This window comes from Serratia sp. CY33802 (genome assembly GCF_052169095.1).
Classification (GTDB): domain Bacteria; phylum Pseudomonadota; class Gammaproteobacteria; order Enterobacterales; family Enterobacteriaceae; genus Serratia; species Serratia bockelmannii.
In genome coordinates this window covers 1,101,095-1,121,860 of the sequence record NZ_JBJNLL010000001.1, presented here as the reverse complement: position 1 = coordinate 1,121,860, position 20,766 = coordinate 1,101,095, and the positions used below count along the sequence as shown (strand labels likewise).

17 protein-coding genes, 1 pseudogene and 1 riboswitch are annotated in these 20,766 nt (G+C 61.6%); of the genes and pseudogenes, 7 read left to right on the top strand and 11 right to left on the bottom strand.

Annotated features, from left to right (window positions below; genetic code table 11):
• The first annotated feature begins 24 nt into the window (after nt 1–24).
• On the top strand, nt 25–870 hold the full coding sequence (locus tag ACJ8HA_RS05310; protein WP_442515228.1) for an inositol monophosphatase family protein: 846 nt from the start codon (nt 25–27) through the stop codon (nt 868–870).
• Here the strand turns inward: ACJ8HA_RS05310 and ACJ8HA_RS05305 are convergent.
• The 5 genes from ACJ8HA_RS05305 to ACJ8HA_RS05285 form a co-directional block, all read right to left on the bottom strand.
• On the bottom strand, nt 813–2,189 hold the full coding sequence (locus ACJ8HA_RS05305; RefSeq protein ID WP_060433122.1) for a cation diffusion facilitator family transporter: 1,377 nt from the start codon (nt 2,187–2,189) through the stop codon (nt 813–815). The genes ACJ8HA_RS05310 and ACJ8HA_RS05305 overlap by 58 nt on opposite strands.
• Before the next feature lie 26 nt (nt 2,190–2,215).
• Nucleotides 2,216–2,395: a hypothetical protein gene (locus tag ACJ8HA_RS05300; RefSeq protein WP_025302915.1), complete on the bottom strand. Its 180-nt coding sequence runs from the start codon at nt 2,393–2,395 to the stop codon at nt 2,216–2,218.
• 107 nt (nt 2,396–2,502) lie between these two features.
• Entirely contained in the window at nt 2,503–2,595 is a 93-nt protein-coding gene (gene mgtS / locus ACJ8HA_RS05295; RefSeq protein WP_004938109.1) for a protein MgtS, read from the bottom strand.
• Between the two features lie 132 nt (nt 2,596–2,727).
• Nucleotides 2,728–3,750 carry a magnesium transporter gene (locus ACJ8HA_RS05290; RefSeq protein ID WP_025302916.1) on the bottom strand — a complete coding sequence of 341 codons (1,023 nt, stop codon included), beginning with the start codon at nt 3,748–3,750 and terminating at the stop codon, nt 2,728–2,730.
• Nucleotides 3,751–3,825: 75 nt separating this feature from the next.
• Nucleotides 3,826–3,999: riboswitch (M-box (ykoK) riboswitch) on the bottom strand.
• A gap of 142 nt (nt 4,000–4,141) precedes the next feature.
• Nucleotides 4,142–5,761: an ABC transporter substrate-binding protein gene (locus tag ACJ8HA_RS05285; RefSeq protein ID WP_442515227.1), complete on the bottom strand. Its 1,620-nt coding sequence runs from the start codon at nt 5,759–5,761 to the stop codon at nt 4,142–4,144.
• Between the two features lie 411 nt (nt 5,762–6,172).
• Here ACJ8HA_RS05285 and ACJ8HA_RS05280 point away from each other — a divergent pair, with 411 nt between their 5' ends.
• The 3 genes and pseudogenes from ACJ8HA_RS05280 to ACJ8HA_RS05270 all read left to right on the top strand — a co-directional run bounded on the left by ACJ8HA_RS05280 (nt 6,173) and on the right by ACJ8HA_RS05270 (nt 9,840).
• Nucleotides 6,173–7,189 carry an iron ABC transporter substrate-binding protein gene (locus ACJ8HA_RS05280; RefSeq protein WP_043143486.1) on the top strand — a complete coding sequence of 339 codons (1,017 nt, stop codon included), beginning with the start codon at nt 6,173–6,175 and terminating at the stop codon, nt 7,187–7,189.
• 33 nt (nt 7,190–7,222) lie between these two features.
• A complete protein-coding gene (locus ACJ8HA_RS05275; RefSeq protein ID WP_043143484.1) occupies nt 7,223–8,806 on the top strand; it encodes an ABC transporter permease in 1,584 nt (527 codons plus the stop codon).
• A pseudogene (locus ACJ8HA_RS05270) lies at nt 8,803–9,840 on the top strand (ABC transporter ATP-binding protein). Before ACJ8HA_RS05275 ends, ACJ8HA_RS05270 begins: the two are co-directional and overlap by 4 nt.
• Before the next feature lie 30 nt (nt 9,841–9,870).
• Here ACJ8HA_RS05270 and ACJ8HA_RS05265 read toward each other — a convergent pair.
• Entirely contained in the window at nt 9,871–11,367 is a 1,497-nt protein-coding gene (locus ACJ8HA_RS05265) for an alpha/beta hydrolase (RefSeq protein WP_043143479.1), read from the bottom strand.
• 221 nt (nt 11,368–11,588) lie between these two features.
• Here ACJ8HA_RS05265 and ACJ8HA_RS05260 point away from each other — a divergent pair, with 221 nt between their 5' ends.
• Both ACJ8HA_RS05260 and fusA read left to right on the top strand, forming a co-directional pair.
• Complete coding sequence (locus ACJ8HA_RS05260) at nt 11,589–11,837, top strand: CsbD family protein (RefSeq protein WP_016927634.1); 249 nt, start codon at nt 11,589–11,591, stop codon at nt 11,835–11,837.
• Nucleotides 11,838–12,086: 249 nt separating this feature from the next.
• Entirely contained in the window at nt 12,087–14,192 is a 2,106-nt protein-coding gene (gene fusA, locus ACJ8HA_RS05255) for an elongation factor G (protein ID WP_049205661.1), read from the top strand.
• A 27-nt stretch (nt 14,193–14,219) separates the two neighbouring features.
• On the opposite strand, the gene ACJ8HA_RS05250 is transcribed toward fusA, so the two are convergent.
• Complete coding sequence (locus ACJ8HA_RS05250; protein WP_089180939.1) at nt 14,220–15,188, bottom strand: DMT family transporter; 969 nt, start codon at nt 15,186–15,188, stop codon at nt 14,220–14,222.
• A 98-nt stretch (nt 15,189–15,286) separates the two neighbouring features.
• The gene (locus tag ACJ8HA_RS05245) at nt 15,287–16,114 is read right to left on the bottom strand and encodes an AraC family transcriptional regulator (RefSeq protein WP_049205659.1); all 828 of its coding nucleotides are present in this window, start codon (nt 16,112–16,114) and stop codon (nt 15,287–15,289) included.
• A 196-nt stretch (nt 16,115–16,310) separates the two neighbouring features.
• Here ACJ8HA_RS05245 and ACJ8HA_RS05240 point away from each other — a divergent pair, with 196 nt between their 5' ends.
• Nucleotides 16,311–17,744 (top strand): NAD-dependent succinate-semialdehyde dehydrogenase, encoded by a 1,434-nt coding sequence (locus tag ACJ8HA_RS05240; protein WP_442515226.1) that lies wholly within the window; start codon nt 16,311–16,313, stop codon nt 17,742–17,744.
• A 48-nt stretch (nt 17,745–17,792) separates the two neighbouring features.
• Here the strand turns inward: ACJ8HA_RS05240 and ACJ8HA_RS05235 are convergent, their stop codons facing one another.
• Genes ACJ8HA_RS05235 through ACJ8HA_RS05225 form a run of 3 tightly spaced genes read right to left on the bottom strand, consistent with a single transcriptional unit; the run spans nt 17,793 to nt 20,658 of the window.
• The gene (locus ACJ8HA_RS05235) at nt 17,793–18,695 is read right to left on the bottom strand and encodes an alpha/beta hydrolase (protein WP_346420979.1); all 903 of its coding nucleotides are present in this window, start codon (nt 18,693–18,695) and stop codon (nt 17,793–17,795) included.
• Nucleotides 18,685–19,578, bottom strand: coding sequence for an alpha/beta fold hydrolase (locus tag ACJ8HA_RS05230; RefSeq protein WP_273830578.1), 894 nt, complete (start codon nt 19,576–19,578; stop codon nt 18,685–18,687). The genes ACJ8HA_RS05235 and ACJ8HA_RS05230 overlap by 11 nt, the downstream gene beginning before the upstream one ends.
• A 24-nt stretch (nt 19,579–19,602) precedes the next feature.
• On the bottom strand, nt 19,603–20,658 hold the full coding sequence (locus ACJ8HA_RS05225) for a sugar phosphate isomerase/epimerase family protein (protein ID WP_442515225.1): 1,056 nt from the start codon (nt 20,656–20,658) through the stop codon (nt 19,603–19,605).
• Between the last annotated feature and the right edge of the window lie 108 nt (nt 20,659–20,766).

Below are 20,766 nucleotides of genomic sequence, written 5' to 3'. Positions count from 1 at the left end.
TCGTTCTTTGCTATCGAGCCTGCCATGACTTCACTTTCCCCACGGGACATCGAGGCGCGCTACCGCTTCGCGCGTGAGATCGCCCGCGCCGCCGCCGATCTCGCTTTCAGCTTTTATCAACGGCGGCAAAGCCTGGCGGTCGACTTTAAACAGGGGCTGCAGGACGTGGTCAGCGAAGCCGACCGCCGCGTCGAAGCGCTGATCCGCCGCATGATCAATCGCCGGTTTCCCCAGGATGGCTTTCTCGGCGAAAAGAGCGGCAGCAGCGGCGAGCACGCCGCCTGCGTTTGGGTCGTCGATCCTATCGATGGCACCGCCTGCTTCCTGAACGGATTGCATACCTGGTGTATCGCGATAGGCGTGGTGATCGACGGCGAGCCGACGATCGGTGTGGTCTACGATCCCAACCACCGCGAGATGTTCCGCGCCTGCCGCGGCGGCGGCGCCTTCCTCAACGGGGAACCGATAGGCGTGCATGCCGGGCGCAGCGTTGCGGATGGCGTGATGGGCGTCGGGATATCACCGCGCGCCTCGGCGGCGGAATTCAGCGGCTTTCTCTGTCGCCTGCTGCAGGCGGGAGGAATGTTTGTGCGCAGCGGCTCCGGCGCGTTGATGACCGCCCAGGTGGCCGCCGGACGGCTGCTGGGCTATTACGAACCGCACATGAATGCCTGGGACAGTCTGCCTGGACTGGTGCTGACGCGCGAAGCCGGCGGCGTGGCGAATGACTTTATGCACAACAACGGGCTGCGGCGCGGCAACCCGCTGCTGCTGGCCAACGCGGTGCTCTACCCGCAGTTGGCCGCGCTGATTCAAATGCCGGGCTTGATCGGCTCGACGTGCCCTATCGCGCGCGTGATGGCCGGATAAAGCGCGCGCAGCCGCCGCTCGACCCGATCGACCGCATCGTGCGCGGCGGCGATGGTTACCACCGGCGACACGCGGCAGTGGAAGTTGACGATGATGCCGCCGTCGGTCTTGCGCGCACGGATGTTGTGTACGTCTTGCACATTCTCCCCCTGCTCCAGCGCCGATTGCAGGATGCGGCGAATAGCGGCCAGCTCCACCGCATCGACATCCTCGCTGGTCAGCCAGTGCGGCGTCTGCGGCTCCAGGTGCGTCTCTATTTCAGTGTCTTCGCCGATCGCCTGGCGCAGGATCCCTTCTATTTCCGTGGCGATGTCATGCGCCTGCGCCACGCTGACGTGGGCCGGCACCGCCAAATCCATGCCGATCGCCATACGCGTCGGCAACTGCTGCAAGGTCACATTCTGCACCTGCGCGCCGTGGTTGGCGGCAATCGCCCGAATGCGCGTCGCCATGTCTTCGTCGCTGCGGGTCTGCGGCACCGCGATGACGGTGAATTCCGCCCTGGCGTACTGCTCCCGCAGCCGTTCGATGATTTCTCGCTTCAACGTATCGATGCGCTCCAGCGGCAAGGTGCGGCACACCGCCACCGTGATCTCGACAAACATTACGGCGCCGGCGTTGCGAATGCGCACGCTGTCGCAGGCCAGCACCGCCGGAAAGCTGTCCAGCGTGGCGCGAATCGCTTCGGTGGCTCCGGCGGGCGCAGTATCCATCAACGAGTCGAAGGAGCGTTTACCGAGCTTGATTGCGGCGACAAAGATAAAACCGGCGACGATCAGCGCGGCGATGGCGTCCGCACGGCCAAAGCCTAGCAGCACAAACACCATGCCCAGCAGCACCACGCCGGATGAAAGCATGTCGGAGAAGAAATGCAGCGCATCCGCCTCCAGCGCCGCGCTGTCGGTGGCTTTGGCGACGCGGTTGAGCGCCCGCACGCGGAAGAAATCGACGCAGATGGAGATCAGCAACACCGCGATCACCACCGGCGCCGCGACAATCTCATGCGGTTGCCCGAGCAGGCTGCTGCCCGCCTCATAGACAATCCAACCGGCGGCGCCCAGCAACAACAGCACTTCGAACAGCGCCGCCAGGTTTTCCACTTTGCCGTGGCCGAAGTGGTGATCGTCATCGGCGGGTTTATCGCTGATGCGCACCGCCAGCCAGGTGATGCTGGTGGCGATAAAATCGGTGAAAGAGTGGATCCCTTCGGATATCAGGCCAATACTGCCGGTAAAAATGCCGGCGACGAATTTGCCCGTGGCCAGCACCCCGCTGGCAATCATCGAGTTTCTGGCCACGGCCTGTTTTTCATTCTGCATGATGCTGCTCACATTCAGACGGTGATTTATTTTTTTACTTTAGCGGATAATTGCCAGACAAAGGCGATCAGCAGCATACTGCCAGAGAATGTCAGCATGAGGCTAGTAAGAAAATTGGATTTTCCGGTGGAATAAAAATAAATCTCATTAACGCCCACCGAGATCATTAAAATGGCGTAGAGCAATCCCAAAATAAGAATCGTCATTATTATCAACTCCCGTATCAGGCCGCGCGTTCAGCGCGCCACTAAATCCTCCCCATAATAAATAGCGGTTACGGGGAGGATGCATCTAGGCGGATCTTTAGCGTTCATCAATCATCCCATTTGGTGCTCATATAGGCCGCCAACAGGCCCAGCGAGCTGATCATTGCCAGGAATCCCATAAAAATAGTCATGTTTCCCATTATTTTGTCCTCAGGTTAAATGTTATCGATAAAAGCCCCTTGCGTTAAATATCGGGGTTGGTCGGTATCCATGGTTTTTTAACGTCCTCCTCTTTTTGGCAACATTCCCGCGCTTTCAAGCGCGGGACCCGTTTAAATTCCCAGGACGTGCTGGGCGATTTTGAAATAAATAATCAGGCCGGTGCCGTCGATAAAGGTGGCGATAAACGGCGCCGACACCACCGCTGGATCGATACCGAGCCGTTTCAGCAGCATCGGGATGATCGACGAAACAATGGCGCTCCATACGGTGATCGCCACCAGCGACAGGCTGACCACCAGCGTCACCTCCATGCCGACGCCCATGATCCAGGCGCGCACCCAGGCCGCCAGACCGATGGTGACGGCGATCAGCAGCGAGGTCGTGACCTCTTTGCGGATCACTGCGCCCAGATTGCGCAGGCTGACCTCGCCCAGCGCCATAGCACGCACCAGCGTCGAGGTGATCTGAGTGCCGCTGTTGCCGCCGGTGCCGATCAGCAACGGGATGAAGAACGCCAGCGCAATCGCCGCTTCGAGCTGATCTTCAAACGCTTTCAGCACGTTGCCGGTGTAAGCTTCGGCCACGAACAACATCAGCAGCCACACCGAGCGTTTGCGCCACAGCGCCCACGGGCTGGTCTCCAGATAAGGCTTGTCCAGCGGCAGGCTCGCGCCCTGACGCTGCGCGTCTTCGGTGTTTTCATCTTCGACCAGCCGAGCGATCTCGCGCTCGCCCAGCACGCCGACCAGCGTGTTGTTCGCCACGACCGGCACCACGTCCAAACCGCCTTTGCCCAGCAGATGCGCCACGTCATTGCGATCGTCGTCGGGTGAAACCTGGAAATAGCTGTAATCCATCATTACGCCGACCGCTTTATCCTCATCGTCGCACTGCAGCAGTTTTTTCACCGACAGCGTGCCGCGCAAATGATAGTCGTCCGCGGTAATAAAGACCCGGGTGGGAATTTCGTCCGTTTTTAGCTGCGAGAGTAAATATTCCCGGGCATGCGTGACCGTCATCGTCGCGGGAACGGTAATAAAATCGGCGTTCATATAACCGGCAACTGAAGTTTCATCGAGAGTTTCAGTCGCGCGCAGCGCCGGAGAAGAAGAGTATTGATGTGACTTGATCATTTTGTCAGTCCCTATTTCTGTTGTGAACTTCAACAGCGAATCGCATAGGGGCGTAACCACAGAGGGAGTGCAGACTGCCTATCTCCGCGTCCAGGTTTTAGCACTATACAACGTATCCGAATTGTTGCTCGGAAGTTACTTTGGGCTGAACCTTAATCCGATAAAGCCTGTCTTAACCTTGGGCATCTCTCGATGTCGTCAGATCAGTAACCTGTGTTTGTATAGGAGCCTCGCCAAACGAGATACTGCATATAAACTACCGGCGCAGTATAGGCGTTGTTTTATCCGGCGGGAAGAAAAGATTGCCCGTCGTTTATGGAGTATTTAGGATAATTTTATTAAATGTGAATCTATAAAAACGGCTGATATAAATCAGCCGTTTTTTTATTTCTCAGTGCGCGAGAATGTAGACGTTTTTATCGTATAGCGCGCCCTGACGGGTAAAGTCGATCCCCTTCACGTAAGGTTTGACCAGCGTGGCGTTGGCTTCGTAGTACACCGGCGCGACCGGCGTATCGACGGCCAGCACCGCCTCGGCCTGCTGGAAATACTGCTGCACCTGCTGCGGTGTCGGCGCCGCCGTCGCCTGATGCAGAATGCGGTCGTACTCCGGATTGCGGTATTTGGGGCTGTTTTCGCTGCTGTCGGAACGGAACACGTTCAGGAAAGTAGACGGATCGTTGTAATCCGCCAGCCATCGAGTAAAGGCCACGCCGTACTGCCCGCGGTTGATATTATCCAGCGTCACTTTACGCTCCTGGCTTTGCAAGGTGGCCTCTACCCCGAGGTTCTTTTTCCACATGGCGGCGGCGGCGATGACGATCTTCTTGATGGTGGCGTCGTTACTGTACAGCACGGTAAAGCGCAGCGGATGCTCGGCGTTGAAACCGGCCTGCGCCAGCAGTTGCTTCGCCTGGGCGTGCCGTTGTTCCGGCGTCCAGCCGGCCGCGGCGCCGGGCTGCAGGCGATAGCCGCCCGCCCCCGTTGGGGTAAAGGTCCAGGCCGGCTGCTGGCCATATCCCAGCACCTTGCCGGCGATGATCTCTTTATCCAGCGCCAGATTCAGCGCCTGACGCACCCGCACGTCGTTGAACGGCGCCTGGCGGTTGTTGAAGGCGAAATAGCTGGTGGAGAGCAGCGGATAGGTCACCAGCTGTTGCTCACCGAGCGTTTTTTTCAGCTGCTGATACAGCTCCGGCGGCGTGGTATACCCCAATTCCACCTCGCCGGCGCGAAAACGCGCCACTTCCGGGAATCCCTGTATCGGCAAGAACGTCACCTTGTTGAGCACGGTGTTGGCGTTGTCCCAATACTGCGGATTGCGTTCCACCACCACCTTTTCGTTCACCACCCACTGGCTGAGGCGGAACGCGCCGTTGCCGACAAAATGCGCCGGTTGAGTCCAGTTTTTGCCGTACTGCTCCACCACCTTGCGGTTAACCGGCAAGACCGGAAAATGCACCAGTTGTTTGAGCAGATAGGAGTTGGGCTCCGACAGCGTCACCTGCAGGGTGTGCGCATCCAGCGCCTTGACGCCCAGCTCGCTCGGTGGCTTGCTGCCGGCGTTGATCGCCGCCGCGTTCAGCACGTAGGCCGAAGCCAGATAGCTGCCGTACGGCGACGCGGTTTTCGGATCGGTGAGGCGCTGCCAACTGTAGACGAAATCGTCGGCGGTGACCGGATCGCCGTTCGACCACTTGGCCTGCGGCCGCAGATGGAAAGTCCAGACGTTGCCCTGGTGCTCCCACTTCTGTGCCAGCGCCGGGATCACTTCGCCGTCTTTTCCGACGCGCAGCAAGCCTTCGAACAGATCGTTGAAGATGTAGAACTCCACATTGCTCTCGGCCAGGTTTGGATCCAGCGTCGCCGGTTCATACCCGTTGGCGCGCACCAGTTCTTGCGCCGCCGCCAGTTTAGCGCCCGCCGGCACCTCGGCCGCCTGTGCGACCGTCGCGTTAAAAGCCAGGATGATTAAACCAACCAATTTCTTGCTATTGAATGAATATTTCACGTCGATATCCCTGATGAGTGTTTTATCGCGTTCAATATGCAATGAGGCAGTGGAATAAATTAAATCATTAATCGCTATGAGTCATAACCAAAAGCGGTGTTGAATTTCTTTCATTATCAAAGGAGTACTGGTGACGGAACGATAAAGAACACGAGGATAAACGCGGAGACCGGCATTGCCGCCGGGAACGCCGTGAATCGGCGGTGACATAAATTCAGGCAATCAATATAGATTATTCCAGCCGAAGCTTAACGTATCCTTAGGGCAATTCATTTTGTGAGCGATCGTCAAAAATAATTTAATACGAATCGTTTTCACTATCATTATTGATGTTCTTGGCTAAAATCGGCCTGCTTGCGCTTGCCAGGCGATATTCATTTTCTTCATTCGAACGCTAAAAAGGATAACTGCATGAAGCTGCGTATTTCATCTCTCGGCCCCGTCGCCCTGCTCGCCTCCTCGATGATGCTGGCCTTTGGCGCTCAGGCGGCCTCCGCCGACCAGGGCATCGTTATTTACAACGCCCAGCATGAAAATCTGGTGAAATCCTGGGTCGACGGGTTTACCAAAGACACCGGCATCAAAGTCACGCTGCGCAACGGCGGCGACAGCGAGCTGGGCAATCAGCTGGTGCAGGAAGGCAGCGCCTCGCCTGCCGACGTGTTCCTGACGGAAAACTCCCCGGCGATGGTGTTGGTGGATAACGCCAAGCTGTTCGCCCCGCTGGACGCCGCGACGTTGGCCCAGGTAGAGCCGCAATATCGCCCCAGCCACGGCCGCTGGACCGGCATCGCCGCCCGTTCTACCGTGTTCGTCTACAACCCGGCCAAACTGACCGACGCGCAGTTGCCGAAGTCGCTGCTGGATCTGGCCAAGCCGGAATGGAAAGGCCGCTGGGCCGCTTCGCCATCGGGCGCCGATTTCCAGGCGATCGTCAGCGCGCTGCTGGCGCTGAAAGGCGAGAAAGCCACGCTGGAGTGGCTGAAAGCGATGAAAACCAACTTTACCGCCTATAAAGGCAACAGCACGGTGATGAAAGCGGTCAATGCCGGCCAGATCGACAGCGGCGTGATCTATCATTACTACCCGTTCGTCGACGGCGCTAAAACCGGCGAGAACAGCAACAACATCAAGCTGTATTACTTCAAACATCAGGATCCGGGCGCATTCGTCAGCATCTCCGGCGGCGGCGTGCTGGCTTCCAGCAAGCATCAGCAGCAGGCGCAGGCCTTCATCAAGTGGATCACCGGCAAACAGGGCCAGGAGATCCTGCGCACCAACAATGCCTTCGAATACGCCGTCGGCGTCGGTGCGGCCTCCAACCCGAAACTGGTGCCGCTGAAAGATCTGGACGCACCGAAAGTAGACGCCGCGCAGCTGAACAGTAAAAAAGTGGTCGAACTGATGACCGAGGCCGGCCTGCTGTAAGGCCCGCCGGCAAACCGAGAGTTTTTGATCGTTATGTCAAACCTGAGTACCCACGCCGCGCAGACCGCGCGGCGTTATTCTGTTGTCCCCCTTCATCCGCGGCCAGGGGCGATCGTGATGGCCAGCGCTGTGTTACTGTCGCTGCTGGCGCTGTTGCCGCTGGGATTCGTTATCGGCGTGGCGTTTGAAACCGGCTGGCAAACGGTCAAAGCACTGGTTTTCCGCCCACGCGTGGCGGAACTGCTGTTGAATACTCTGCTGTTGGTGGTGTTAACGCTGCCGATCTGCGCCGTGCTGGGCGTGGCCCTGGCCTGGTTGACCGAACGCACCACGCTGCCGGGCCGCCGTCTCTGGGCGGTATTGGCCACCGCGCCGTTGGCGGTGCCGGCCTTTGTGCAAAGCTATGCCTGGATCAGCCTGGTGCCGTCGATGCACGGCCTGGGCGCCGGCGTTTTCATCTCGGTGCTCGCCTATTTCCCGTTCATTTACCTACCGGCCGCCGCGGTCTTGCGCCGTCTGGATCCCGGTATCGAAGACGTCGCTACCTCACTCGGCTCGCGGCCGCCGGCGGTGTTTTTCCGCGTGGTGCTGCCGCAGCTGAAGCTGGCGGTCTGGGGCGGTTCGTTGCTGATCGCGCTGCACCTGCTGGCGGAGTATGGCCTGTACGCCATGATCCGTTTCGATACCTTTACCACCGCGATCTTCGATCAGTTCCAGTCGACCTTCAACGGCCCGGCGGCCAACATGCTGGCCGGCGTGTTGGTGCTGTGCTGCCTGGGGTTACTGTTGCTTGAGGCGATAAGCCGCGGCCGCGCGCGCTATGCCCGCGTCGGTTCCGGCAGCGCCCGCAGCCAAACGCCGCGTCGCCTGTCAGCGCCGTTCGCCGCACTGGCGCTGCTGCTGCCGATCGCGCTGACCGCGTTGGCGCTGGGCGTGCCTTTCATCACCCTGGCCCGCTGGCTTTGGCTGGGTGGATTCGAGGTGTGGCGTAACGCCGAGCTGTGGCCCGCGCTGTGGCAAACGCTGTCGCTGTCCGCCGCTGGCGCATTGTTGATTACGCTGTGCGCCATTCCGATGGCCTGGCTGTCGGTACGCTATCCGGCCCGGCTGTATCGGGTGCTGGAAGGCTGCAACTACGTGACCAGCTCGCTGCCTGGTATCGTGGTGGCGCTGGCGCTGGTGACCATCACCATTCACAGCTTCCGGCCGATTTACCAGACCGAAATCACCCTGCTGCTGGCATATCTGCTGATGTTTATGCCGCGGGCGCTGATCAATCTGCGCGCCGGTATCGCACAGGCGCCGGTGGAATTGGAAAACGTGGCGCGCAGCCTCGGCAAATCGCCGGCGCAGGCGCTGTGGAGCACCACGCTGCGGCTGGCGGCGCCGGGCGCCGCTGCGGGCGCCGCGCTGGTGTTTCTGGCGATCGCCAATGAACTGACCGCCACGCTGCTGCTGGCGCCGAACGGCACCCGCACGCTGGCCACCGGATTTTGGGCGCTGACCAGCGAGATAGACTATGTCGCCGCCGCGCCTTATGCGCTGATTATGGTGGCGCTGTCGCTGCCGCTCACCTGGCTTCTTTACTCTCAATCTAAACGTACGGCGGGACTATGAGCACGCTCGAACTGCACGGTATCGGAAAATCTTACAATGCCATCAGGGTGCTGGAACACATCGACCTGCAGGTTGCCGCCGGCAGCCGCACGGCGATCGTCGGCCCTTCCGGCTCCGGCAAAACCACCCTGCTGCGCATCATCGCCGGCTTTGAAATCCCCGACGGCGGCCAGATCCTGCTGCAAGGGCAAGCCATGGGCAACGGCGGCGGCTGGGTGCCGGCGCATCTGCGCGGCATCGGCTTCGTCCCGCAGGATGGCGCACTGTTCCCGCACTTTACCGTTGCCGGCAACATCGGTTTTGGCCTTAAAGGAAGCAAACGCGAGAAACAGCACCGTATTGAGGCGCTGATGGAAATGGTAGCGCTGGATCGCCGCCTGGCCGCGCTGTGGCCGCACGAGTTGTCCGGCGGACAGCAGTAGCGGGTCGCGCTGGCGCGCGCTTTGTCGCAACAACCTCGGCTGATGTTGCTGGATGAGCCGTTCTCGGCGTTGGATACCGGCCTGCGCGCCGCCACCCGCAAAGCGGTGGCCGAACTGCTGACGGAGGCCAAAGTGGCGTCGATTCTGGTTACGCACGATCAGAGCGAGGCGCTGTCGTTCGCCGATCAGGTGGCGGTGATGCGCAACGGCCGGCTGGCGCAGGTGGGCGCGCCGCAAGATCTCTATCTGCGCCCGGTCGATGAACCGACCGCCAGTTTCCTTGGCGAAACGCTGGTGCTGACCGCCGAACTGGCGCAGGGCTGGGCAGACTGCGCATTGGGGCGCATCGCCGTCGACGATCGCCAACGCAGCGGCTCAGCGCGCATCATGCTGCGCCCGGAGCAGATTCAAATCGGTTTATCCGATCCGGCGCAGCGCGGCCAGGCGGTGATCACCGGCATCGATTTCGCCGGCTTCGTCTCCACCCTCAATCTGCAAATGGCGGCCACCGGCGCACAGCTCGAGATCAAAACCGTCAGCCGCGAAGGCCTGCGGCCCGGTGCACAGGTCAATCTCAACGTGATGGGCCAGGCGCATATTTTCGCCGGCTGACTCTCTTGTGGCCGGGCTGCCCCGGCCTCCTCAGCGGCAAACCTTGTCGCGGCGCGGCTTTTTCGGCGCAAGCAGATACTCCACCACGCTTTCGTCAACGCAGCTGTCGATGCCGTTCAGCGCCAGCGTATGTCCGTCGCGTTCGCGGGTGATCAGCGGGCTTTTAAAGGCGGCGGCCATCACCTGGGCGTTGCGGTACGGCGTGGTCGGATCGTAGCGCTGGGCGACGAACAGCAGCGGCGGCAGCGCGGCGGACGCCACCGGGGTGTGCGGCCGATCTTTGCCGCGGTACGGCCATAGATCGCACATTTCCAGCGGATACTCGTGTAGCGGCAGGTAGTGAGCGTACAAAGCGGCGGTATTGATCTCCTGCCGCTGCCTGCGCAACTGCTGCGGATCGGCCGTCGGGTTGGCGACGTCGGCGCAGGTGATGACGTTCAGGGCATCATCGGCATCCGGCGAATAGCTTTCGTCAATCAGATCGGAAACCTGCTGCCCGGCGATGCCGGCATCGAGTTGACGCAGCACGGTCGCCAGCTCATGCCAGCGCTCCGGCCACAGCAGCAGCGAACGCGTGACCGTCAGCACATCGTCGGCGGAGATTTCATAGCCCGCCGCAGTGACGAACGGTTGATCGTGCAGCTTGCGCAGTAAGGCATGATAGCGCTGCAGCGCCTGATTAGCGCCGCCGCCCAGCTGGCAGCTGTCGGTTTTGCCGCAGTAGGCGGCGAAGCGCAGGAAGCTTTGCTGGAAGCCCCGCTCCTGGTTCATGCGCTGGGTGAAGTCGTCCTCCGCCAGATCCACCACCCCGTCCAGCACCAGCGCGCGCGTCTTCTTCGGAAAACGTTCGGCATACAGCGCCGCCACCTTGGTGCCGTAAGAGTATGCCACCGCCGTCAGCCCCGGTTCGCCCAGCGCGTGGCGGATCGCGTTCAGATCGTTGACCGCCTCGTCGGTGCCGATGTGTTGCAACACGTCCGCGCCGGTCTGTTTGATGCAGGCGGCAATCAGGGTGCGCGTCTGATTCTCCGCGCCGGCAACGTCGTTATCGTCCGGCGTCGGGGTTTCGTCGCCTTCGGCCAGCTGACAAGAAATTTTCGGCGTCGACTGACCGACGCCGCGCGGATCGTAACCGATGATATCGTAGGATTTTCGCAGTCTGGCGACGTGGGCGTCGTTGCCCAGATAGGGGTTGATGCCCGGCAGGCCTGGGCCCCCGCTGATCATTACTACGCTGCCCTTTTTCGGCCCGGTAGCGGGCTGCAGGGTCAGTGCCAGACGCACGGTCTGTTCGCCCGCCTGCGCCGCATGGGCGGGCGGCGTGGCGTAGGCTAACGGCACCTCGAGGTAACCGCAGCGCAGCCCCGGCGGTGGCGCCTCATCGAACCAGCGCTGAAAACCGCTGTTGAGACAAGATTGCCAACGAATGCCGTTCTCGACCGCCATGCCGTGAGCCGCCGGCTTGGCCAGGGCGGGCAACGCGGCGGCGGTCGCGGCGAACAGCGCCAGAATACGCAGTACTGACATGGGGAGTCCTTTCAACTCAACGAATCGGTCAAAGGGTAAAGATACTCGGTTAAACCGCTAGCCAATAGAACATAAAAAAACGCGCGGGTGAAGCCGACGCCGTGCGTATGGAAAGACTTTTCTTTGCTCAGATTGATCTTATAACGCACAGAATGCTGCAAAAAATGCCATTCACCTGCTAGGCTTAGTGTTCGTTAACCCACAAGGAACAGGAGAGCAGCATGTTTGGTAAAGCGGAAGACAAAGCCAATGAAGCCGCAGGCGCGGTACAAGAAGCGTTCGGCAAAGCCGTTGATTCGCCGGAGCATCAGGTGCGCGGCGCGGCGCGCAAATACGCCTCCCAGGCCAGCTATGCCGCCCGTGACGCAGCGGACAGCGTAAGAACGCAGGTGGAAGCCAACCCGCTGGCCGGCGTAGCCGTTGCAGCAGCGGTCGGCATCGTTTTCGGCTTCCTGCTGGGACGCAAATAAGCGGCGAATGCGCCCTACGACAACAGGCCCGTTACGGGCCTTTTTTTTCGCCCTTTTCTGCACCGGCGCCGTTATGCGCGCAAACTTTCATCTATCACAGCCATCGCTTAAAAAAACCAACGCCTTCAACTACGATTAGTTTGTGACCAGAGCGAGGCTCTGCAATCCGGCGGATAACCCTATGAGGATTATCATCATTATCCATGCTGTTTAAGCCGCTCTCCTTCATGCGGCTAAGAAAGGTTAATTATGGCTCGCACCACCCCTATCGAACGTTACCGCAATATCGGCATCTCCGCGCATATCGATGCCGGCAAGACCACCACCACCGAGCGGATTCTGTTTTACACCGGGGTCAGCCACAAGCTGGGTGAAGTGCATGACGGCGCGGCGACCATGGACTGGATGGCGCAGGAACAGGAGCGCGGCATCACCATCACCTCGGCGGCCACCACCTGCTTCTGGAACGGCATGCAGCATAATTATCCGCAGCACCGCATCAATATCATCGACACCCCCGGGCACGTCGATTTCACCATTGAAGTGGAGCGTTCGATGCGCGTGCTGGACGGCGCCGTGATGGTCTATGACTCGGTGGGCGGCGTGCAGCCGCAGTCGGAAACCGTCTGGCGCCAGGCCAACAAGTACAAAGTGCCGCGGCTGGCGTTCGTCAACAAGATGGACCGCATCGGCGCGGATTTTTTCCGCGTGCGCAAAATGATGATCGAGCGCCTGAAAGCCAACCCGGTGCCGATCGTTATCCCTATCGGCGCCGAAGATCACTTCAGCGGCGTGGTGGATCTGGTGCGGATGAAAGCCATTCTGTGGGACGAGGCCTCGCAGGGCATGAACTTCAGCTTCGAAGAGATCCCGGCAGAGCTGCGCGACTCGGCGCAGGAGTGGCGTGAAAACATGATTGAGGCCGCCGCCGAAGCGTCGGAAGAACTGATGGAGAAATACCTCAACCAGGTGCCGCTGAGCGAAGAGGAGATCGTTCACGGGCTGCGGGTGCGCACCGTCGCCGGCGAAATCCAGCCGATGCTGTGCGGGTCGGCGTTCCGCAACAAAGGGGTGCAGCGCATGCTGGATGCGGTGATCGAGCTGATGCCCTCGCCGCTCGACGTGCCGCCGATGGAAGGCCACGGTGAACACGATGAAATCATCACTCGCAAAGCCGACGACAACGAAAAATTCTCGGCGCTGGCGTTCAAGCTGATGACCGATCCGTTCGTCGGCCAACTCACCTTCGTGCGCGTCTACTCCGGGGTGCTGGCCAAAGGCAGCAGCGTTTACAACCCAATCAAGGGCAAAAAGGAGCGTATCGGCCGCATCGTGCAGATGCACGCCAACGATCGTAAGGACATCGACGAACTACACGCCGGCGACATCGCCGCCTGCGTCGGCCTGAAGGACGTCACCACCGGCGATACGCTGTGCGACCCTGGCGCCATCATCACGCTGGAGCGCATGACCTTCCCCGAGCCGGTGATCGCCCAAGCGATCGAGCCGAAGACCAAGGGCGACCAGGAGAAAATGGGCATCGCGCTGCAGCGGCTCTCTTCGGAAGATCCGTCGTTCCGCGTGCGCACCGATGAAGAATCCGGCCAAACCATTATCTACGGCATGGGCGAGCTGCACCTGGAGATCATCGTCGATCGCATGCGCCGCGAGTTCGGTGTGGAGACCACCACCGGCAAACCGCAGGTGTCTTACCGCGAAACCATCCGCAAACGGGTGGCCGACGTGGAAGGCAAGTTCGTGCGCCAATCCGGCGGTAAAGGGCAATACGGCCACGTGGTGCTGACCGTCGAGCCGAACGAACCCGGCAAAGGCTTCGAGTTTTTCGATGAGATCAAGGGCGGCGTCATTCCGGGCGAGTTTATCCCGGCGGTGAAAAAAGGCGTGCTTGAGGCGCTGAATAACGGCGTGCTGGCCGGTTATCAGGTGGTGGACGTCAAGGTACACCTGACCTTCGGTTCTTACCATGATGTCGACTCGTCGGAACAGGCGTTCCGCATGGCGGCGATCTTCGGCTTCAAGGACGCCTGCCGCCTGGCGGACCCGGTGATCCTTGAGCCGATCATGTCGGTAGAAGTGGAAACGCCGGAGGATTATGCCGGCAACGTGATGGGCGACCTCTCCTCACGCCGCGGTCTGGTACAGGGTATGGAAGAGATCCCGGGCGGCGGCGGCAAGGAAATTCGCGCCAAGGTGCCGCTGTCCGAGATGTTCGGTTACTCGACCACCCTGCGTTCGATGTCGCAGGGCCGCGCCACCTACACCATGGAATTTAGCCACTACGCCGAAGCGCCGCGCAACGTGGCCGAAGAAATCATTCACCACAGCAAGCGTTAACCCTCGCGCCCGCCTTCGCGGCGGGCGTCACCTCGGCTTGTCCTCCAACGCCACCACCACCGGCTGCGGCTTGATACGCATGGCGTACACCACGCCGGCGATCAGGCAAACGATGCCGGCCAATGTCAGCAGCGGCGGCCAGGCCTGGCGCAGCAGAAAGGTATAGGCCAACCCCGCCAGAATTTCGAACACGATAAGCGGCCCCACCAACACCGTCGGCAGCCGCTGGCTGGCTTCGTTCCAGCACAGCGCCCCCAGCCAGGAGCAGAACACGCCAATAACCAGCATCAGGGGGATAAACACCTCAGGGCGCGGGCCGAACGGCAAGGCAAACGCCGGTTCGCTCAGCGCCAATTGGCCGCAGACCGCCAGATAGCCCAGCAGCGCCAGCGGCAGCGTCACCAGCCCCTGCGCCGTGGCCCAGGTGGCCGGCCGCTGCGTCGGGTTCTCCCGCAGCCAACGCGAATTGCGCAGCGGGAACCAGGTCCAGCAGGCCACCGCCAACGCGGCCAGCCCAAGGCCGCTGAGATAGCGCCAGCCGTCGATCGGCACCGCATTGCCGCGCAGTTCGGCGATGTTTACGCACGCTAACCCGCAGACGATCAGCAGCAGCGCCGGCGCCAGCTTGCTCCAGGCCAGCCGCCCGTCGTGCCTGCCGTAAAACAGATTGGCGCAGATGGCGATCACCACCGGCAAGGTGCCGATGATCATGGTCGATACCGGTGCGCCGGTACGCTGAATGGCGCTGGCCAGGCACAGGTAGTACAGTAGATTGCCGATGGCCGTCAGTTTGAGCGCTTCCAGCCAATCCTGGCGCCGCAGCTTGCGCAGGCGGCGGCGATCGAACCACGCCAGCGGCAAGGTGATCAGCCCGAAGGCCAGATAGCGCCCGGTGGACTGCAGCGCGGCGGGATAATCCGGCACCAGCAGCGGGCCGACGAAAATCAGTCCCCACATCAGCCCGGCGGCCAGGGCAAACACAACGCCAATGAACATAACGACTCCGACAAACGGCCGGCGCGGCCAACCCGCCCGACAAGACAGCGGCAGAGTAACGAAAACGCGGGGAGGAATTATTGTAGCAGGTTGCTGTTTTAGCCCAATTTCACCTGTTTCTGGAAACGCACTGGCGTGACGCCGTAACGGTTGGCGAAGGCGCGCGTCAGGTGAGCCTGATCGGTCAGCCCCGCCGCCGCCGCCACCTGTGCAGCGGGCATGCCGCGCTCCAGCATGCGTTTGGCCTGCGACAGCCGGATCGCCATCAGCATCTGCTGCGGCGAGACGTGGTATTCGGCCTTGAACTTGCGCAGGAAATGGTACGGGCTGAGCGATACCAGATCGGCCAGCTGGTTGAGGGTCACGGCCTCGGCGAAGTTATCGTGCAGGTAGCTTTTCACCACCTCGAAACGGTGCGCCGCCTCGGCTTTCTCTCGCCGCCCGGTGCGGATGTGCGGGTGCAACACCTCGACCGCCTCCAACAGCAGGCCGTCGAGCGTGAGCGGATCGTCGGTTTGCCACAGCGTGGCGAGAATGGCGGACAGGCGCTGCGCCGCCCGCGGATCGTGGCGCACCGCATCGGTAAACCACTGGCACCGATCGCCGGACAACTGCTCCAGCGCCTCGGGCGCCAGGTAGAGCATGCGATAACACCAGCCGCCCGGCGTTTCGGCTTCGCCGGTGTGCAGCTCGTCCGGGTTCATCAGCACCAGCGCGCCCGGCGCCGCCAGGTGCTGCGCCCCGCGATAGCGAAAACGCTCCGCCCCGGTGTCCACGGTGCCGATGGCGAAGGCGTCGTGGGTATGCGGCTCGAAGGCATAGCGTTCGATATGCGCCTGATAGAGTTCGACGCCGGGCAGATGCGACAAATGCCGGAACTGCGCGCAGTCCTTCTCGAACGGAAACTGTTGTGGAACCCCTTGCACCCGACCTCCTCATCCGTGCTGACAATCTGCTCAGCATAGCCAAAACATCGCCGGTTGAGTAGCCGCCCTGCTCCTTTCGTGCCCCTCGCCTGGACGATCGCCGCCATTCGGCGTAGGGTTAAGGTCCCTGTCCCTTTCAGACGGGCCGCATCGCGAAGCTCATCGGCCCCTGACACTCCGCAAACAAGAGGCAACAATGTATCCGGATACTCAACTGTATATCGATGGACAATGGCGCAGCGCACTGGCCGGAAAAACCCTGCCGGTCACCAATCCCGCTACCGACGAGATAATCGGTCAAGTGGCGCATGCCGCCACAGAGGATCTCGATCTGGCGCTGGCCGCCACCGAGCGCGGGTTTAACGTTTGGCGCGACACCGCCGCGCACCAGCGCGCCAACCTGATGCGCAAAGCCGCGGCGCTGCTGCGCGAACGCGCCAACGCCATCGCCGCCGTCATGACGCAGGAACAGGGCAAACCGGTGGCGCAGGCCAAAGTCGAAATTCTCAACGCCGCCGACGTTATCGACTGGTTCGCCGGCGAAGCCACCCGCACCTACGGGCAGATCATTCCTTCCCGCGCCCGCGATGTACAGCAGCAAACCCTCAAGCTGCCGGTCGGCCCGGTGGCCGCCTTCACGCCGTGGAACTTCCCGATCAACCAGATCGTGCGCAAGCTGTCCGCCGCGCTGGCGGCGGGCTGTTCCATCATCGTCAAAGGCCCGGAAGAAACGCCGGCCTCACCGGCTGAACTGATCAAAGCCTTCGCCGACGCCGGTATTCCGGCCGGGGTGATCGCGCTGGTGTATGGCACCCCGGCGGACATTTCGGAATACCTGATCCCCCATCCGACCATTCGCAAGATCTCCTTCACCGGCTCCACTCGCGTGGGCAAGCATTTGGCGGCGCTGGCCGGCCAGCATATGAAAAAGGCCACCATGGAGCTGGGCGGCCACGCGCCGGTGCTGATCTTCGACGATGCCGATCTCGACGCGGCGGCCAAAGAGCTGGCGCAGTCCAAGTTCCGCAACGCCGGCCAGGTCTGTATCGCCCCGACCCGCTTCCTGATCCAACAAGGCGTTTATGAGGCCTTCGTGGAGAAATTCACCGCCGCGGTGCGTGAGCTCAAGCTCGGCAACGGGCTGGAAGACGGCGTGACGATGGGCCCGATGGTGCTGGGCCGCAGCGTCGACAATATCGAGGCGCTGGTGCAGGATGCCGTCGCCCACGGGGCGAAGGCCAGCACCGGCGGCAAACGCGTGGCGGGCAAAGGCAACTTCTTCGAGCCGACGGTGCTACGCGACGTGCCGCTGAGCGCGCGCGCCATGTCGGAAGAGCCGTTTGGCCCGGTCGCCCTGCTGCGCCCGTTCGCTACCTATGACGAGGCGATCGCCGAAGCCAACCGCCTGCCGTACGGGCTGGCCGCCTACGCTTACAGCCGCAACATCGCCACCGTCAATGCGCTGGGGCGTGACGTGGAGAGCGGCATGCTGAGCATCAACCACATCGGTTTCGGCCTGCCGGAAACGCCGTTTGGTGGCGTGAAAGACTCCGGCCACGGCACCGAAGGCGGCAGCGAAGCGATCGAATCCTACCTGGAAACGCGCTTTGTCACCGTCGCCGGCCGATAATCGCCCGGCGGATGAATAGCCAGAAGCCCCGCAATGCGGGGCTTTTTTTTACTCACCGGCCAGTTCGAACAGCTGCCGCGCCGCCGGGGTCAGCCCCAGCATGTGAATACAGGCATGCACCATGCCCGGCAACCGTTCGCAGCGCACCGGCACGCCCGCCTCGCGTAGCCGCTGCGCATACTGCTCGGCCTCATCGCGCAGCGGATCGTATTCGCAGCTCAGGATGGTGGCCGGCGGTAACCCGCGCAGCGTGGCGGCATACAACGGTTCCGCGCCGGGATCGCGCCGCTGGCCCAGATACTGCTGCCAACAAAACCCCATCGCGTCGCGCGTCAGAAAGTGCCCCTCGGCAAACTCGTGATAGCTCATCGTCGTCATCTCGCGGCTGAGCGCCGGGTAGAGCAGCAGTTGACGTTCGATGTACGGGCCGCTGCGATCCCGCGCCAACAGTGCGACCGCCGCCGCCAGATTGCCCCCTGCGCTATCACCGCCCACTGCCAGGCGCTGCGCGTCAATCCCCAACTGCGGCGCCCGTTGTGCCACCCAGCAGAGCGCCTGATAGACATCTTCCAGCGGCTGTGGAAACGGGTATTCCGGCGCCAGACGATAGTCAACCGACAGGATCACCCGGCCGGTGGCGTTAGCCAACGCCTGACAGGGCCGATCGTACAACGCCAGTGAGCCGAGGCACCAGCCGCCGCCGTGGGCGAACAGCATCGCCGGCTGCGCGGTCGTGCCGTTTTCCCCCGCCGGTAGATAGGCGCGCAGTGCAATCCGGTGTCCATCGGCGGCGACCACCGTATGGTCCCTGACGCCGCCGCTCGGTTCCGCCTCGCCCTGCAGCTGGCGTAAACCGGTTTCCGTGGCCGCGCGCATTGCCGCCAGCGAAGCGGGCGGTGGCACGTCGGCCGATGCCGTCAAAAAGGCGGCGATGCGTTCATCAAGCGGCATACGGCTCTCCCGCCAGGAACGGCGTAATCAGTGCAATAAATTCCTCATGACACTCCTCGGTGATGAAATGGCCGCAGCCGGCGACGGTTTCGCCCCGCAGATCGTGCGCATTGCCCTGTAGCGTCGTCAGCGGCGCGTCGCCGGTGGCGTGCTCCGCTCCCACCGTCAACACCGGCATCGTCAAGGGCGTGGCGGCGCGCAGCCGGTTCTGCCGCACGGTCTCCGGGATCGCCCGGTAATAGTCGAATCCGGCGCGCAGGCCGCCCGGTGCCGAATAGGCGGCGATATACACCTCCGCCGCCACCCGATCGCGCCGATAGGACCAGCGGTTGAAGATATAGCCAAGATACTCCCGTTCGCGCCCCTGGGTCAGGGTCTCCGGCAAATCCGCCAGTTGATTGAACATGAAATGCCACAGGAAGATGTTCTCCTCCGGCGCAACGAAAATCGGCGGCGGCGGCGCCAGCCCGGGGATCACGGCCTCCGTCAGCACCAGACGCTCCACCGCCTGCGGGAAATCGCTCGCCATGGCGTAACCGATCCACATGCCGATGTCGTGGCCAACCAGTTGGTAACGTCCATGGCCCAGTTGCGCCATCATTGTGTGCAACACCGCGCCGATGCTGCCGGTGTCGTAGCCGCCAGCGGGCTTGTCAGAATCGCCGATGCCCGGCGGATCGACGGCGATCGCCTGAAAACCGGCCGCCGCCAGCGCTTGCATCACATGGCGCCAGGTGTACCAGGTTTGCGGCCAGCCGGGGATCAGCAGCACCGGCCGCCCTTCACCGGCCACCACGCAGTGAAGGCGCCGGCCGTTCACCTGGAGATAGACGTGTTCCGCCGCGAGATCCGCCAACGGGACCTCGTTCTGTAGATATTGCATGGGTGACTCCCTGAAAAGTTGGGCTCAGCGAATGCCGAGCAAGGCGTTGATCTGCTGCGGGCTGACCGGCGCACCGGCGAAGTCATCGAACACTTTGTCGGTGACGCGGATAATGCGATCGCGAATGAAGGCTGCGCCTTCGCGCGCGCCGTCCTGCGGGTCTTTCAGGCAACATTCCCACTCCAATGCCGCCCAGCCCGAATAGCCGTACTGCGTCAGGCGCGAAAAGATGCCGTTGAAATCAACCTGGCCGTCGCCCAGCGAGCGGAAGCGGCCGGCGCGATCGATCCAGGATTGATAGCCGCCGTAAATGCCCTGGCGACCGGTCGGATTGAACTCGGCGTCCTTGACGTGGAACATGCCGATAACGTCCTTATAGATATCGATAAACTCCAGATAGTTAAGCTGCTGCAGCACCATATGGCTCGGATCGAACAGCACCCGACAACGCGGGTGGTTACCGACGCGCTCAAGAAACCTCTCGAACGTCACGCCGTCGTGCAGATCCTCACTCGGGTGAATTTCATAACACAGGTTGATGCCCTGTTCTTCGCAGGCGTCGAGCACCGGCAGCCAGCGTTTGGCGAGTTCGTCGAACGCGGTGTCGATCAATCCTTCCGGGCGCTGTGGGAACGGGAACAGATAGGGCCAGGCCAGCGAACCGGAAAAGGTGCCCAGCTCGCTGAGCCCGAGCCGCGCCGACGCCTTCACCGCCAGCAGCATTTGCTGCCGCGCCCACTCGCCGCGCGCCTGCGGATTGCCCTGCAGCGCCGGCGGCGCGAAGCTGTCAAACAGCGTATCGTAAGCCGGGTGTACCGCCATCAGCTGGCCGAAGATATGGCTGGTCAATTCACTGACCACCAACCCCTGCTCCGCCAACATCCCGGTCAGATCGTCGCAGTATGTTTGGCTTTCCGCGGCGGTGGCCACGTCGAATAAACGCCGATCCCAGGCCGGGATCTGCAAGGCGGTAAAACCGGTTTGCGTCGCCCACTCGGCGATGGCCGGCAGGCTGTTGAACGGCACTGTCTCATCGCTGAACTGCGCGAGATGCAGGCTTGGACCTTTGAGGGTTTTCATCGTAAACTCCTATTAGTTGTCGATTGACAAACAATAGGAGCAAAGCGAGTTCACCGCAAGCGAAATTTATAAAGACATTGGTATTCCCGCCGATTTAAGCGATCCTAT